Source organism: Streptomyces sp. NPDC104367 (genome assembly GCF_055583825.1).
This window is the reverse complement of sequence record NZ_JBVJND010000041.1, coordinates 46,037-61,116: the sequence shown is the minus strand read 5'-3', so window position 1 is coordinate 61,116 and position 15,080 is coordinate 46,037. Positions and strand designations below refer to the sequence as shown.

13 protein-coding genes are annotated in these 15,080 nt (G+C 72.0%); 8 read left to right on the top strand and 5 right to left on the bottom strand.

Going from position 1 to position 15,080, the window contains the following annotated elements; genetic code table 11:
- Window positions 1-139: 139 nt before the first annotated feature.
- The 3 genes from ACZ619_RS40005 to ACZ619_RS39995 all read right to left on the bottom strand — a co-directional run bounded on the left by ACZ619_RS40005 (window position 140) and on the right by ACZ619_RS39995 (window position 2,338).
- Window positions 140-379: a heavy-metal-associated domain-containing protein gene (locus ACZ619_RS40005; protein WP_469610148.1), complete on the bottom strand. Its 240-nt coding sequence runs from the start codon at window positions 377-379 to the stop codon at window positions 140-142.
- Window positions 380-477: 98 nt separating this feature from the next.
- Entirely contained in the window at window positions 478-1,428 is a 951-nt protein-coding gene (locus ACZ619_RS40000; protein WP_469610145.1) for a PrsW family intramembrane metalloprotease, read from the bottom strand.
- Between the two features lie 172 nt (window positions 1,429-1,600).
- Window positions 1,601-2,338, bottom strand: coding sequence for a TetR/AcrR family transcriptional regulator (locus ACZ619_RS39995; RefSeq protein ID WP_469610143.1), 738 nt, complete (start codon window positions 2,336-2,338; stop codon window positions 1,601-1,603).
- Window positions 2,339-2,464: 126 nt separating this feature from the next.
- On the opposite strand from ACZ619_RS39995, the gene ACZ619_RS39990 reads away from it, so the two are divergent.
- Both ACZ619_RS39990 and ACZ619_RS39985 read left to right on the top strand, forming a co-directional pair.
- Window positions 2,465-4,759 carry an MMPL family transporter gene (locus ACZ619_RS39990; protein WP_469610141.1) on the top strand — a complete coding sequence of 765 codons (2,295 nt, stop codon included), beginning with the start codon at window positions 2,465-2,467 and terminating at the stop codon, window positions 4,757-4,759.
- 82 nt (window positions 4,760-4,841) lie between these two features.
- Window positions 4,842-5,885: a zinc-dependent alcohol dehydrogenase family protein gene (locus ACZ619_RS39985; protein WP_469610139.1), complete on the top strand. Its 1,044-nt coding sequence runs from the start codon at window positions 4,842-4,844 to the stop codon at window positions 5,883-5,885.
- Window positions 5,886-5,943: 58 nt separating this feature from the next.
- Here the strand turns inward: ACZ619_RS39985 and ACZ619_RS39980 are convergent, their stop codons facing one another.
- Complete coding sequence (locus ACZ619_RS39980) at window positions 5,944-6,144, bottom strand: helix-turn-helix transcriptional regulator (protein ID WP_469610136.1); 201 nt, start codon at window positions 6,142-6,144, stop codon at window positions 5,944-5,946.
- A 319-nt stretch (window positions 6,145-6,463) separates the two neighbouring features.
- Here ACZ619_RS39980 and iolC point away from each other — a divergent pair, with 319 nt between their 5' ends.
- From iolC to ACZ619_RS39950, 6 genes are all read left to right on the top strand, one after another.
- A complete protein-coding gene (gene iolC, locus ACZ619_RS39975; RefSeq protein ID WP_469610135.1) occupies window positions 6,464-7,414 on the top strand; it encodes a 5-dehydro-2-deoxygluconokinase in 951 nt (316 codons plus the stop codon).
- 65 nt (window positions 7,415-7,479) lie between these two features.
- Complete coding sequence (locus tag ACZ619_RS39970) at window positions 7,480-8,364, top strand: Cgl0159 family (beta/alpha)8-fold protein (protein WP_469610183.1); 885 nt, start codon at window positions 7,480-7,482, stop codon at window positions 8,362-8,364.
- Window positions 8,365-8,371: 7 nt separating this feature from the next.
- Window positions 8,372-9,187 (top strand): 5-deoxy-glucuronate isomerase, encoded by an 816-nt coding sequence (iolB, locus tag ACZ619_RS39965; protein ID WP_469610181.1) that lies wholly within the window; start codon window positions 8,372-8,374, stop codon window positions 9,185-9,187.
- The gene (gene iolD / locus ACZ619_RS39960; RefSeq protein ID WP_469610132.1) at window positions 9,184-11,061 is read left to right on the top strand and encodes a 3D-(3,5/4)-trihydroxycyclohexane-1,2-dione acylhydrolase (decyclizing); all 1,878 of its coding nucleotides are present in this window, start codon (window positions 9,184-9,186) and stop codon (window positions 11,059-11,061) included. The genes iolB and iolD overlap by 4 nt, the downstream gene beginning before the upstream one ends.
- A 14-nt stretch (window positions 11,062-11,075) precedes the next feature.
- Window positions 11,076-12,578 carry a CoA-acylating methylmalonate-semialdehyde dehydrogenase gene (mmsA, locus tag ACZ619_RS39955; RefSeq protein WP_469610130.1) on the top strand — a complete coding sequence of 501 codons (1,503 nt, stop codon included), beginning with the start codon at window positions 11,076-11,078 and terminating at the stop codon, window positions 12,576-12,578.
- Window positions 12,579-12,886: 308 nt separating this feature from the next.
- Complete coding sequence (locus ACZ619_RS39950) at window positions 12,887-14,287, top strand: APC family permease (protein ID WP_469610127.1); 1,401 nt, start codon at window positions 12,887-12,889, stop codon at window positions 14,285-14,287.
- A 147-nt stretch (window positions 14,288-14,434) separates the two neighbouring features.
- Here ACZ619_RS39950 and ACZ619_RS39945 read toward each other — a convergent pair whose 3' ends face one another.
- A complete protein-coding gene (locus ACZ619_RS39945; protein WP_469610124.1) occupies window positions 14,435-15,064 on the bottom strand; it encodes a TetR/AcrR family transcriptional regulator in 630 nt (209 codons plus the stop codon).
- Window positions 15,065-15,080 lie beyond the last annotated feature (16 nt).

The following is a 15,080-nucleotide window of genomic DNA, read 5'->3' as shown; positions in this document are numbered from 1 at the left end:
GTCCGGACTCCAGACGACGGACCGGACCGTACGGATCCAGTATGAGCTGGTCGGTACGGCCCGGCGGAGAGTTTCGGTTCGGTCGTACGTGTACGGCTCGTGGTACTCGCGCTGCTCGTACCGCTCGCGTCCCCCGTGCTCAGACGCGGCCGGCGAGCTCGAAGCCCGCCTCGTCGACGGCGGCGCGGACCGCCGCCTCGTCGAGCGGGGCGGCGGAGACGACCGTGACCTCGCCGCTGGCCGCGACGGCCTGCACCGAGCTGACGCCGGGGAGCTGGGAGATCTCCCCGGAGACGGAACCCTCGCAGTGCCCGCAGCTCATCCCGGTCACCTTGTAGACGGCGGTGACGGAATCCTGGGTGTCGGTCTGGGCGGTCATGTCGTTCTCCTCGTCGAGCGGGTGGTCGAGGCGGGTGGTCGAGGCGGGTGGGGCCGATGGGGCCCACGAGAGAGCCCCACTCTGGTCAGACTATACCCCTAGGGGGTATTTCTCCAAGAGGGGTCGCGGCGTGCCAGCGAGCGCACCCAGGCGATGCCGAGGAGCGAGACCGGCACCAGCAGGCCGACCGAGAACAGGGTGAGCAGATGCTCCTGTGCCGAGGTGGGGCGCGGGATGTAGCCCTCGGCGAACAGCCGCCGGTCCGGCCCGCCGTCGGTCAGGCGGGTCACCAGCCAGACCGCGACGCCGTGCGTGGAGTCCCACAGGGCGTGCAGCAGGGCGACGCCGAGGTACGTGCCGACGACGGGCGCGGTGAGCCGGAAGCGGCCGTTCGGGCGGCGGCAGGCGAGCAGGGCGCCGCCGGCGACGGCCGTCCACAGGCCGTGTCCGAAGGGGGCGAGCACCTCGCGCAGGATCTCCGTCTCGATCAGCGCGCGCAGGTCGACGTCCTCGGTGGAGACGGCCGCGTCGAAGGCGTACCCGGAGCTCTCCAGGGCCGCGAAGCCGAAGCCGACGGCGGCGCCGAGCACCAGTCCGGCCCGGATGCCCTGGATCCCGGGCAGCCGGCGCAGCACGAACGCCAGCGCGCCGAGCTTCGCGGCCTCCTCGATCAGCCCGACGGACACGAACACCGCCCAGGAGGGGCGGACCAGGTAGAACTCCATCACCGAGGCGCCGAGCACCCCGAGCGTGCCGCCGGTCAGGAAGCAGCCGAGGATGGCGCTGACGCCGATGTCGCGGCCGTGCCGCTCGTACGCCCACAGCACGAAGACGACCGGGACGAGGAAGCCTCCGAGCAGGATCAGCGTCGGCAGCAGCGTGGTGTTCCGCGTCGCGTACGTGACCGCGGCGGTCAGCGCCCACAGGACGAGCCCGCCGCCGAGGCAGCGCTTCCACAGGCCCGGACGGATGCGCGGATACGGCGGTGGCGGCTGCAACGGACCCGGGATGCGGGCCTGCGGCCGGCCGGGCGGCGGAGAGTACGTCACGTCGGGTCCCCTCGTGCTCCTGCGGGCGCGGTGTGGCGCTTGCCGTACCGGGTCGATTTACCCGCACTTTAGGCATATGCGTCGCATGTCGCAGTCCGGGGCGCCCGGGGGAGTGGCCGCCAGGTGGCGGCGGTGCGTGACGGTGCGTGACGGTGCTTTTCCGGGGGCGTGCTCAGTCCGCGGGCTGTCCGAGGCGGTGGCCGACCAGCGGGTCGAGGTAGCGGATCAGTACGTTCTTGGTCTCCTGGACGTACGCCTGGCGCTCGGCGCCCTCGTGGCCGAGGGCGAGTTCGAGGCCCGCCTTGTAGACGCCGAGGCAGACGTGCGCGGTGCGCGCGACGTCGGCCCGGGGGGTCTCGGGCGGCAGGAACGAGGCGAGCAGGTCCTCGATCCGGCCGATCATGGTCGTGTGCAGGGTGTCGTGGGCCTCGGTGACCCCGCCGGGCATGTCCGGGCCGTGCATGAGCGTGTAGAAGACGGGGTGCTCGGTGTTGAACGCCATGAAGCGGTCCACGGCGGCGCCGACCGCCTCCGTGAGCGGGGTGGCGGGGTCGACCGGCGCGAGCGCCTCGCCGTAGGCGGTGCGCATCTCGTGGGTGAGCCGGCTGCCCAGCTCGATCGCGATCGCTTCCTTGTTCGGGAAGAACTGGTAGAGCGTGCCGGGGGAGACGCCGGCCTCGCGGGCGATGGCGTTGGTGCTGGCGGCCGTGTAGCCCGTGGCGCAGAAGACCGAGGCGGCGGCTTCGAGCAGCTGCTGGATGCGCCGCTCGCCGCGCGCCTGCCGACGGCGCGGCTGCTCCTTGCCCGTGTCCTCGGGCGTCGCCGGCTTCTCGGGCTTGTCGGGTTTGTCGGGCACGTGTTGTCCCCAGCTCTCCGGACGCGATTGACAAACACGAGTGGCCGCTCGCATTCTGGTGAAACGCGAGCGATCTCTCGTGTTTGCCAGTCTAGATGGCAATGACCGACCCATGCTGCCGTGCGCGCGAAGCGAATGCGTACTCGGCGGCAGTGGTCCCGGTGAAGGGGACACCGCAGGATGACCGAAGTCGACAGGCCCACGGCGACCCGGGCAGAGGTCCGGGCCGGGGGCTGGACCCGGTTCGTGACCGCCCGGCCGAGGCTCTCGCTGCTGCTCGCCCTCGTGGTCACCGCGCTCGCCGTCCTGGCGGGCAGCGGTGTCGCGGACCGGCTGGGCAGCGGCGGCTGGGAGGACCCGGCCGCGGAGTCCACGTACGCGACGAAGGCGCTGGAACGGGAGTTCCCGGACTCCCAGCCCAACCTGCTGCTCCTGGTGGACGCGGGCGGCGCCTCGGTGGACACCCCGGCGGTGGCGGCGCGGGCGAAGTCCCTGTCCGCCCGCCTGTCCGGGGAGAAGGGGATCACGGGCGTCGGCTCCTACTGGGCGACCGGGTCACCGGCCCTGCGCGCCGAGGACGGCCACGAGGCCCTGATCGCCGCGCACATCACGGGCGACGAGAAGACCGCGGCCGACACCCTGGACCGCATCGCCCCGCACTACCGCGGTGCCCAGGGCCCGGTCACGGTCAGGATCGGCGGCATGGTGGCCGTCCGCCACGACATGCAGACGATCATCAAGGAGGACCTGGCCCGCGCCGAGCTGATCGCCCTGCCCATCACCCTGGTCCTGCTGGTGATGGTCTTCGGCAGCGCGATCGCCGCCCTGCTCCCGCTGGGCATCGGCATCGTCGCCATCCTCGGCACCAACGCCGTCCTGCGCGGCCTCACGTCCTTCACCGACGTCTCCGTCTTCGCGATGAACCTCACCACGGCCCTGGGCCTGGGCCTCGCCGTCGACTACGCGCTCTTCATCGTCCGCCGCTACCGCGAGGAACTGTCCGCCGGCGCCGACCCGTTGACGGCCGTCGGCACCACCCTGCGCACCGCGGGCCGCACGGTCCTCTTCTCGGCCCTGACGGTCGCGGTCTCGCTGGCGGCGATGCTCGTCTTCCCCCAGTACTTCCTGCGCTCCTTCGCCTACGCCGGCATAGCGGTCGTCCTGCTGGCCGCCGCGGCCGCGCTGATCCTCCTCCCGGCCGCGCTGATCCTGCTCGGCCACCGGGTCAACTCCCTCGACCTGCGCAGGCTCTGGCGCAGGGGCCGGGAGTCGAGGGACTCCGGCGCCGAGGGCACGGCCTGGGCCCGCACCGCGGCCCTCGTCATGCGCCGGGCCCCGCTCTTCGCGGTCGGCACCACCGCCCTCCTGATCGTCCTCGGCCTGCCCTTCACCGGCGTCAGGTTCGGCACCGCGGACGACCGCCAGCTCCCCGCCGGCGCCGAGTCCCACGTCGTCCAGCAGCACATCCGCGAGGGCTTCCCGGGCAACCCCGGCGGCGCCCTGGAGGTCCTGGCCGAGGGCGGCGCGACCACGGCGCAGTACGCCGCTTACAAGCAGCGGGTGGCGGAGCTGCCCGGGGTCGCCGGGATCACCGGACCCCTGGTCGCGGGTGACGCGGCGTACTTCACGGTGCAGCCCGAGGGCGAGTCGGTCGACGACGGCGCCCAGCGCCTGGTCGGCGAGGTGCGCGCACTGTCCGCCCCCTTCGACACCAAGGTCACCGGGACCGCGGCCGTCCTGGTCGACACCAAGCACGCGATAGCCGAACGCCTGCCCTGGGCCGCGGCCTTCATCGCGATCGTCACCCTGCTGCTGGTCTTCCTGCTCACCGGCAGCGTGCTGATCCCGGTCCAGGCGGTCCTGCTGAACGCCCTCAGCCTCACCGCGATGTTCGGCGCGATCGTCTGGGTCTTCCAGGACGGCCACCTCTCCGGCCCGCTCGGCTTCACCAGCCCCGGCTCGATCGAGACCACGCTCCCCGTCCTGATGTTCTGCGTGGCCTTCGGCCTCTCCATGGACTACGGCGTGTTCCTGCTCTCCCGCATCAAGGAGGAGTACGACAGGACCGGCGACCACGAGAACGCGGTGCGCCTCGGCCTCCAGCGCACCGGCGGCCTGATCACCGCGGCGGCGGTCATCCTCGCGGTGGTGATGGTCGCGATCGGCACCTCCAGGGTCACCAACACCAAGATGCTCGGCCTGGGCATCGCCCTCGCGGTCCTGATGGACGCGATGGTCGTCCGCAGCCTCCTGGTCCCGGCGATCATGCGCCTGACGGGCAAGGCCACCTGGTGGGCCCCGGCACCGCTGCGCCGCTTCCACGAACGGTTCGGCCTGAGCGAGGGCGAGGGCGCGGGGAAGACCGAGGGCGCGGGGGAGGCCGAAGGAGAGAGGGAGGCCGAGGGCGAGGCCGAGGGGGACGCGCCCCGCCAGGGGGCCGGGAGCGAATCCGGTGTCCCGGCTGCCGCCGGGTGAGCGCGACCGGCCGCAGCCGACGGTCGGTGTGCGACCCGGCCGCAGCGCCTAACCTGCCCGGAGTCATCCGAGAGGAATGCGCATGCGAGCCGTCGTCATCGACCACTACGGCACCCCCGCCGAGGTACGCGACGTCCCCGACCCCCGCCCGGCCCCCCACGGTGTGGTCGTCCGCGTGGAGGCCACCGGCCTCTGCCGGAGCGACTGGCACGGCTGGATGGGGCACGACCCGGACATCACCCTCCCGCACGTGCCGGGCCATGAGCTCGCCGGAGTGATCGAGGAGGTCGGCGCCGGGGTGACCGGCTGGCACCCCGGCGACCGGGTCACCGTCCCCTTCGTCTGCGCCTGCGGCGGCTGCCCGTCCTGCGCGGCCGGCGACCAGCAGGTCTGCGAACGCCAGACGCAGCCCGGCTTCACCCACTGGGGTTCGTTCGCCCAGTACGTGGCCCTGGACCACGCCGACGTGAACCTGGTGGCGATCCCGGAGGGCATGTCGTACGCCACCGCCGCCTCCCTCGGCTGCCGCTTCGCGACCGCGTTCCGCGCGGTGGTGCAGCAGGGCCGGCTCGCGGCGGGGGAGTGGGTGTCGGTGTACGGGTGCGGCGGTGTGGGGCTGTCGGCGGTGATGATCGCGGCCGCGGCGGGCGCCGGGGTCGTGGCCGTCGACGTGTCCCCGGGCGCCCTGGACCTGGCGAGGGAGTTCGGCGCCGCCCACCGCGTGAACGCGGCCGAGACCGGCGACCCGGCCGCCGCGGTCCGCGAGCTGACCTCCGGCGGCGCCCATCTCTCCCTGGACGCCCTGGGCTCGCCGGCCACCGCCGCCGCCTCGGTCGGCTCCCTGCGCCGCCGCGGCCGTCATGTCCAGGTCGGCCTGCTGCCGTCCCCGGACGGCAACACCCCGGTGCCCATGGCCCGCGCCATCGCCCTGGAGCTGGAACTGCTCGGCAGCCACGGCATGGCCGCCCACACCTACCCCGCCCTGCTCGAACTGGTCCGCGCCGGCACCCTGCGCCCGGACCGCCTGGTGACCTCGACGATCACCCTGGACGCCGTCCCGCGGGCGCTGGCGGCGATGGGTACGGCCCCGGGAGCGGGGGTCACGGTCGTCGAGCCGTGGGCCTGACACGTCCGTGCCCCGCCCACGGCGGGCGGGGCACCGTACGGGACGGGCGAGGGGCGGCTCAGAAGTCCTTGCGCCCCCGGTTGCCCGGTCTCGACGCGACCCAGGCGCGGACCGTGTCGGCGTACCAGAAGGGCTTGCCGCCCTCGACGTGGTCGGGCGGCGGAAGCAGTCCGTGCTTGCGGTAGGAGCGGACGGTGTCGGGCTGCACCCGGATGTGTGCCGCGATCTCCTTGTAGGACCAGAGCCTTCGGTCGGTCATGAGCCGCACCTCCCTGCGCGCACCACGGCGGCGACCGGGGACGGTCGGCGGGGGAGCCGGGCGCTGCGCTGGCGATCACCAAGCCTGTCCCCGGTGAACGACGGAGCGTGACGGTGGGCCAGGGGCTGTCGACCGGGTGTGACCAGGAGTCCGCGCACATGCGACATGTGTGACAGAAGGGGGGTGTTTGTGACACGGCTGAGGCGCAGGTGTACCCGCTCTCTGTGCCCCCTCTCGTCCGAATGTCCGGACAAAGCATTGACACGACCTCCTGTCCAGGACTACAAACCATCGGGAGAGCCGTGACGAAGGGAAGCCGATGGCGTACGACCTGATCACCATGGGGCGGATCGGGGTGGACCTGTATCCGCTCCAGACCGGTGTCCCGCTCGCCCAGGTGTCGTCCTTCGGCAAGTTCCTCGGCGGGTCGGCGACGAACGTGGCCGTGGCGGCCGCCCGGCTCGGCCGCAGCACCGCCGTCATCACCCGCACCGGCGAGGACGCCTTCGGCGCCTACCTCCACGAGGCCCTGAGGGGCTTCGGCGTCGACGACCGCTGGGTCACCCCGGTCGCCGGCCTGAACACCCCGGTGACGTTCTGCGAGATCTTCCCGCCGGACGACTTCCCGCTCTACTTCTACCGGCAGCCCAAGGCCCCCGACCTGGAGATCGACGCCCACGAACTGGACCTCGACGCCGTCCGGGAGGCCCGCGTCTTCTGGATCACCGGCACCGGCCTGAGCGAGGAGCCCAGCCGTACGGCGACCCTCGCGGCCCTCGCCCACCGCGCCAAGGCCGGGACGACCGTCTTCGACCTCGACTGGCGCCCCATGTTCTGGCAGGACCCCGAGGCCGCCCGCCCCTTCTACGCCGAGGCCCTCAAGCACACCACCGTCGCCGTCGGAAACCTCGACGAGGTCGAGGTCGCCACCGGTGTGCGCGAGCCGCGGGCCGCCGCCCAGGCGCTGCTGGACGCCGGTGTCGAGATCGCCGTGGTCAAGCAGGGGCCCAAGGGCGTCCTCGCCGTCAGCCGCGACGGCGACTCGGCCGAGGTCCCGCCGCTGCCCGTCGAGGTCCTCAACGGACTCGGCGCCGGCGACGCCTTCGGCGGCTCCCTCGTCAACGGCCTCCTCGAAGGCTGGGACCTGGAGAAGACCATGCGGCACGCCAACGCGGCCGGCGCCATCGTGGCCTCCCGCCTGGAGTGCTCGTCCGCCATGCCGACCGGCGAGGAGATCGCCGCCGCCATCGCCGCCGGAGCGGTGCTGTGAGGGCCGGCCGCGTCACCGGCGCGCACCCCGACGGGGGCGCCGGCGCCCCCGTCAAGCGGCCCGACGTGGACGTCTCCGCCCTCGTCCGCACCCGCACCCACCACCCCGAGGCCATCGCCGAGGCGGCCGCCCGCCGCGCCCGCCGCCCGCTCCTCAACGAGGACGGCAGGCTGATGATCGTCGCGGCCGACCACCCGGCCCGCGGCGCCCTCGGCGCCGGCGGCGACAAGCTCGCCATGGCCAACCGCGCCGACCTGCTGGAACGGCTGTGCCTGGCGCTGTCCCGGCCCGGTGTCGACGGTGTCCTCGCCACCGCCGACATCCTCGACGACCTGCTCCTCCTCGGCGTCCTCGACCACAAGGTCGTCATGGGCTCGATGAACCGCGGCGGTCTCCAGGGCGCCTCCTTCGAGCTCGACGACCGCTTCACCGGCCACCGCGGCGAGGACATACAGCGCCTCGGGTTCGACGCCGGCAAGCTGCTGCTGCGCATCGACTACGACGACCCGGGCTCGCTGACCACCCTGGAGTCCACCGCCCGCGCCATCGACGACATGGCCGCGCGCCGGCTGCCGGTCTTCGTCGAGCCGTTCATCAGCCGCCGCACCCCCGAGGGCAGGGTCAGGAACGATCTGTCCCCGGAGGCGGTCACCAGGTCCATCGCCATCGCCTCGGGCCTGGGCGGGAGTTCGGCCTACACCTGGCTCAAGGTGCCGGTGACGGACGACCCCGACGACATGGCCCAGGTCATGGAGACGTCCACGCTCCCCGCGGTGCTGCTGGGCGGTGAGGTCGGCGGCTCCGTCGAGGAACAGGACGGCGTCTACGAGAAGTGGCGCAGCGCCCTGCGACTCCCCACCGTGCGCGGCCTGGTGGTCGGCCGCTCACTGCTGTACCCGGCGGACGGCGACGTGGCCGCCGCCGTGGACACCGCCGTAGGACTGCTGTGAGGCCATGATGACGACCGGCGAGCTGCACCTGAGCAAGGGGTCGACCGCGACCGCCCAGTACGAGCTCGACATCGACCCCGAGCGGGCCGGTTGGGCGCACAGCAGCCTTCGGATCGTCGAACTGCCCCCTGGTGGAACGCATTTGTTCACCACCGGGGACAGCGAGTGGATCGTACTTCCGCTACAGGGCGGTTGTACGGTGCGAACAGAGGGAACCGAGTTCCAGATCCTGGGCCGGGAGAGCGTGTTCAGCGGAGTCTCGGACTTCGCGTACGTGCCCCGGGACGCCCAGGTCCAGATCGCCTCCGGCGCGGGAGGCCGCTTCGCCCTGGCAGGAGCGAAGTGCGAGCGACAACTCCCCGCCCGCTACGGCCCCGCGCCGGAGGTCCCCGTCGAAGACCGCGGCAGCGGCACCAGTGCCCGCCGGGTGCGCAACTTCGCCTCCGCGGACTCCTTCGACTGCGACAAGCTGATCGCCGTCGAGGTGATCACCCCCGGAGGCAACTGGTCCTCGTACCCGCCGCACAAGCACGACGAGCACCGGCCCGGCGAGGAGTCGGAGCTGGAGGAGATCTACTACTTCGAGATCGACGGACCGAACGGTTTCGGGTACCAGCGCGTATTCCCCTCCCGTGAGGGCGGTACGGACGTCCTCGCCGAGGTCCGCTCCGGCGACGCCGTGCTCGTTCCCGACGGATGGCACGGCCCGTCGATCGCGCAGCCCGGGCACGACATGTACTACCTGAACGTCATGGCGGGGCCGGGTGCGACGCGGGAGTGGCGGATCTGCTTCCACCCGGACCATCTGGAGGGTTACCGATGACGATTCGGCTGACCGTCGCGCAGGCGCTCGTCCGCTTCCTCGCCGCCCAGTACACCGAACGGGACGGCGAGCGCCGCCGTCTCGTCGGCGCCACCTGGGGCATCTTCGGCCACGGCAACGTGGCCGGGATCGGCCAGGCGCTCGTCGAGTACGCGGACCGCATGCCGTACCACCAGGGCCGCAACGAGCAGGCCATGGTGCACGCGGCGGTCGGCTACGCGCGTCAGTCGAACCGTCTCTCCACGCACGCCGTCACCACCTCGATCGGCCCGGGCGCCACCAACCTGGTCACCGGCGCCGCCCTCGCCACGGTCAACCACCTCCCGGTCCTCCTGCTCCCCGGCGACGTCTTCGCGGCCCGCCCCGCCGACCCCGTCCTCCAGCAGCTGGAGGTCCCGCACGCGGCCGACGTGTCCGTCAACGACACCCTGCGCCCGGTCTCCCGCTTCTTCGACCGGATCACCCGCCCCGAGCAGCTGATCCCCTCCGCCCTCGCCGCCGTGCGGGTACTCACCGACCCCGTCGAGACCGGCGCCGTGACCCTCGCCCTCCCGCAGGACGTCCAGGCCGAGGCGTACGACTGGCCCGAGGAGTTCTTCGCCGACCGGGTGTGGACGGTACGGCGGCCGGGCGCCGACCCCGTAGAGCTCGCCGCCGCCGTACGGGCGGTCAGGGACGCCCGCCGGCCGCTGGTCATCGCCGGCGGCGGCGTCCACCACAGCCGCGCCGAGGCCGTGCTCGCCGAGTTCGCCGAGGCCACCCGCATCCCCGTCGCCTCCACCCAGGCTGGCAAGGGCTCGCTGCGCTGGGACCACCCGCAGGACGTCGGCGGCGTCGGCCACACCGGCACCGCCACCGCCGACGAACTCGCCCGCACCGCCGACCTGGTGATCGGCGTCGGCACCCGCTACACCGACTTCACCACGGCCTCCGGCACCCTCTTCGAGAACCCGGACGTCCGCTTCCTCAACCTCAACATCGCGCCCCACGACGGTCACAAGCTCGCCGGCCTGCCGCTGGTCGCCGACGCCCGGGGCGGCCTCGCCGAACTCACCGAGGCGCTGGTGATGCACGGCCACACGGTGAGCGACTCCTACGCCGCCGAGTACACCGAGGACAAGGAGCGCTGGGAGCAGCGCGTCGACGCCTGCTACGAGGCCGACGAGCCGGACGTCCGCCCCACCCAGCCCCAGGTCCTCGGCGTCCTGGACGCCCTCGCCGACGAGTCCGACGTGATCGTCAACGCGGCCGGCTCCCTCCCCGGCGACCTGCACAGGCTCTGGCGGACCCGGTCGCACGACCAGTACCACCTGGAGTACGGGTACTCGTGCATGGGCTACGAGATCCCGGCCGCCATCGGGGTGAAACTCGCCGCCCCCGAGCGCACCGTATGGGCGCTGGTCGGCGACGGCACGTATCTGATGATGCCGACCGAGCTGGTCACCGCCGTCCAGGAGGGCATAGCGATCAAGGTGCTGCTGGTGCAGAACCACGGCTACGCCTCCATCGGCGGCCTGTCCGAGTCGGTGGGCGGCGAGCGGTTCGGTACCGCGTACCGCCTCCCCTCGCCCGAGGGCACGCTCACGGGCGCCCCGCTGCCCGTCGACCTCGCCGCCAACGCGGCCAGCCTCGGCATGCGCGTCCTGCGCGCGAAGACCGTCCGGGACCTGCGCACGGCACTCGCCGAGGCGCGGGCCGCCGACACTCCCACATGTGTCTACGTGGAGACCGAAACGGCCGACACTGTGTCGGGCCCGCCTCCGGCGCAGGCCTGGTGGGATGTACCTGTGGCCGAGACCGCGACCCGCACGTCCGCGGTCAAGGCACGAGAGCTGTACGAACGGCACGTCTCGACCCGACGCCGTCATCTGTGAAGGAGCAACCGGTCATGACGAAGATCGTCAACCACTGGATCGGCGGCAAGTCCGTCGACGGCACGTCGGGCAACTTCGGGCCGGTCACCGACCCGGCCACCGGCGCGGTCACCACCAAGGTCGCGTTCGCGTCGGTCGAGGAGGTCGACGCCGCGGTCGCCACCGCCAAGGACGCCTACCTGTCCTGGGGCCAGTCCTCGCTGGCCAAGCGCACCGAGATCCTCTTCCGGTTCCGCGCGCTGCTCGACGCCAACCGCGACGCCATCGCCGAGCTGATCACCGCCGAGCACGGCAAGGTGCACAGCGACGCGCTCGGCGAGGTCGCCCGCGGCCTGGAGATCGTGGACCTGGCCTGCGGTATCACCGTGCAGCTGAAGGGCGAGCTGTCGACGCAGGTCGCGACCCGCGTGGACGTCTCCTCGATCCGCCAGCCGCTCGGTGTCGTCGCCGGCATCACGCCGTTCAACTTCCCGGCGATGGTCCCGATGTGGATGTTCCCGATCGCCATCGCGTGCGGCAACACCTTCGTGCTGAAGCCGTCCGAGAAGGACCCGTCGGCCTCCGTCAAGATCGCCGAGCTGCTGGCCGAGGCAGGCCTGCCCGACGGCGTCTTCAACGTCGTCCACGGCGACAAGGTGGCCGTGGACCGCCTCCTGGAGCACCCGGACGTCAAGGCCGTCTCCTTCGTCGGCTCGACCCCGATCGCCCGCCACATCCACACCACCGCCTCCGCCAACGGCAAGCGCGTGCAGGCCCTGGGCGGCGCCAAGAACCACATGCTGGTCCTCCCCGACGCCGACCTGGACGCGGCGGCCGACGCGGCCGTCTCCGCCGCCTACGGCTCCGCGGGCGAGCGCTGCATGGCCATCTCGGCCGTCGTCGCGGTCGGCTCGATCGCCGACGAGCTGGTGGAGAAGATCCGCGAGCGCGCCGAGAAGATCAAGATCGGCCCCGGCAACGACCCCGCCTCCGAGATGGGCCCGCTCATCACGGCCGTGCACCGCGACAAGGTGGCCTCCTACGTCACCGGTGCCGCCGCCGAGGGCTGCGAGGTCGTCCTGGACGGCACCGGCTACACGGTGGAGGGCTTCGAGGACGGTCACTGGATCGGCATCTCGCTGCTCGACAAGGTGCCCACGACCGCGAAGGCGTACCAGGACGAGATCTTCGGCCCGGTGCTCTGCGTGCTGCGCGTGGACACGTACGAGGAGGGCATCGCCCTCATGAACGCCTCGCCGTTCGGCAACGGCACCGCGATCTTCACCCGGGACGGCGGCGCGGCCCGCCGCTTCCAGCTGGAGGTCGAGGCCGGCATGGTCGGCGTGAACGTCCCGATCCCGGTCCCCGTCGGCTACCACTCCTTCGGCGGCTGGAAGGACTCGCTCTTCGGCGACCACCACATCTACGGCAACGACGGCACGCACTTCTACACCCGCGGCAAGGTCGTCACGACCCGCTGGCCCGACCCGTCCGAGGCCCCGGCCGGCGTCGACCTGGGCTTCCCGCGCAACCACTGAGCGTCACCGACCGACCCCGTCGAGGCCGTCCGATATCCGGACGGCCTCGACTTTTTTTGTCGGCCGACCTTCGGTTCTCGTTTTGCGGGATGAAACGGATGTCTTAAGCACTTCCGGCATGTGACCTTGGAAAGCAAGGTCACTGAGTGACAAGGTTTGACGATTGTCAAATTCCCTCCTCCGTCCCTAAGAAAGCGATGTGATGCTCGTCGCCTTACGGGTGCGGAATCCGAAGGTAAACGGCCATTGACGCAGCGGTTTTCGTCGGGGTTCCATGCAGCACAGTCCAACCGCCGGAGGCCCGCCGCATGACCGACACGCTCCGCCCCGTCGAGACCGCCGTACCGGAGGCCTCCGACAGCCCCAAGACGCTCAAGCGCTCCATCGGCGTGGTCGGCGGCACCCTCCTGACCCTGTCCTGCGTCACACCGGCCTCCACGCTCTTCGTGGTCGTCCCGGACCTGTTCGGTTCCCTCGGCACCGCCACCGCCCTCACGATCGCCATCGGCTCCCTTCTCTGTATCGCCGTGGCGTTCTGCTACTCCGAGCTCGGCACCCTCATCCCGAGCGCTGGCGGCGAGTACGCGATGGTGTCCACGTTGGCGGGCCGGCTGGCCGGGTGGCTGGTCTTCGTGCTCTCGCTCCTGGTCGTGATGATCGTGCCCCCGGTGATCTCGATGGGCACGGCCGACTACCTGGCACCGATCGTCCACCTCGACCCGGCGATGACCGGCGCGGGCGTCATGCTCCTCGCGACCCTCGCGGGCCTGCTGGACCTGCGCGCGAACGCCTGGATCACCGGCATCTTCCTGGTCCTGGAGGTCATCGCGGCGGGCGTGGTGGCCGTGCTCGGCTTCTCCCACAGCCGCCGCGGCGTCGGCAGCCTCACCTCCATGCAGGTCGCGGACGCGGGCGGCCACACCACGACGGTCACCGCGATGCTCGTCGTCTCCGGCCTGGCCATCGCCCTCTTCGTCACCCAGGGCTTCTCGACGGCGGTCTACCTCTCCGAGGAACTGGAGAACCCGCGCCGCAACGTCGCCCGCACCGTGCTGGCCACGCTCGCCATCTCCACGGTGATCATCCTGGTCCCGGTCGCCGCGATCACCATGGGCGCCTCCGACATCGGGGAACTCACCGGCGGCGACATCAGCAGCATGGTGACGGCCTGGTCCAACTCCGCGGTCGGCACCTTCGTCAGCCTCTGCGTGGCCCTCGCGATCATCAACGCGGGCATCGTCATGGTCATCCAGAACTCCCGCGTGCTGTTCGCCTCCGCCCGCGACAAGGCCTGGCCCGGCCCGGTCAACAACGCCCTCTCCCGGCTCGGCCGCTTCGGCTCCCCCTGGGTGGCCACCCTCGCCGTCGGCGTCCCCGGCGCGCTCCTCTGCTTCGTCAACCTCGACACCCTGTACGGCGTCACGGGCGTCTCGGTGACCGGCATGTACCTCCTGGTCGCCGTCGCCGCCCTGCTCTCCCGCCGGGCCCACCACAAGCACACGCCGGCCTGGCGCATGCCGCTGTGGCCCGCGATGCCGATCCTGCTCATCGTCGTCCTCGCGTACATCCTCACCCAGCAGGACACCACCTACCTGCTCTGGACCGGCGGCATCACCGCGGCGGCCACCCTCTACTGGGCCCTCTACCTCCGCCCCCGCAAGGAGACCCACTGGGTCGTCTCGATCCCGGAGGACGTGGCACCCCACTAGGAGCGCGCCGGCAACCGGCGGCACGCCGTAGTCACCGGCAGCACCGACACCCCCAGGGGCGCGGGGAACCACGCGCCCGGCCCCCACCGGCCCGCAGGCGATCCACCGCCGCGGCCGGTGTTCGGCTTTCCGGGCCGCTCGGGGCGGTCAGGACGTGCTGTCGTACGCGCGGACGAGGGGGAGGAAGAGGTCGTCGACGACCGACCGGACCCGGGTCTCCTGCAGGGGTCCGAATCCCATGAGCAGGTCGTGACGCACCAGGTCGAACGGCATGGCGAGTACGGCGGAGGGAATCCGTTCCAGGTCGATCTCGCCCCGGTCGTGGGCCCTTCCGTACAACTGCCGGACGCGCGACCGGGCCCGGTCGCCCAGGATCTGGTCGCGTACCTGCGCGGGGGTGAGCCCGGTGCTGGTCAGCAGCCCCGAGGTGGCGGCTGCCGCCGCCACGGAGAAGAAGCCGGCGCGTGCCTTGCCCATGGCCGTGAGGATCGCGAGGAGATCGCCCCGCAGGCTGCCGGTGTCGGGCGGGTCGATGGGGTGGGTGCGCTGGTGGTGCTGCAGCGCGGCGAGCACGAGTTCGTCCTTGTTGGCCCAGCGGCGGTAGAGGACGGCGGTGCCCGTGCGGGCGCGGGCCGCTACGGAGTCCATGGTCAGTTTCCCGAAGCCGATGTCGACGAGTTCGTCCCAGGCCGCGTCCAGCAGCGCCGCTTCCAGTTCGGGTCCGCGTCTGCGCCGGCGGGCGGGAGCGTCGGCCTCGGCGTCGGGTTCGGTGCTCACGGACCCAGTATAGGGA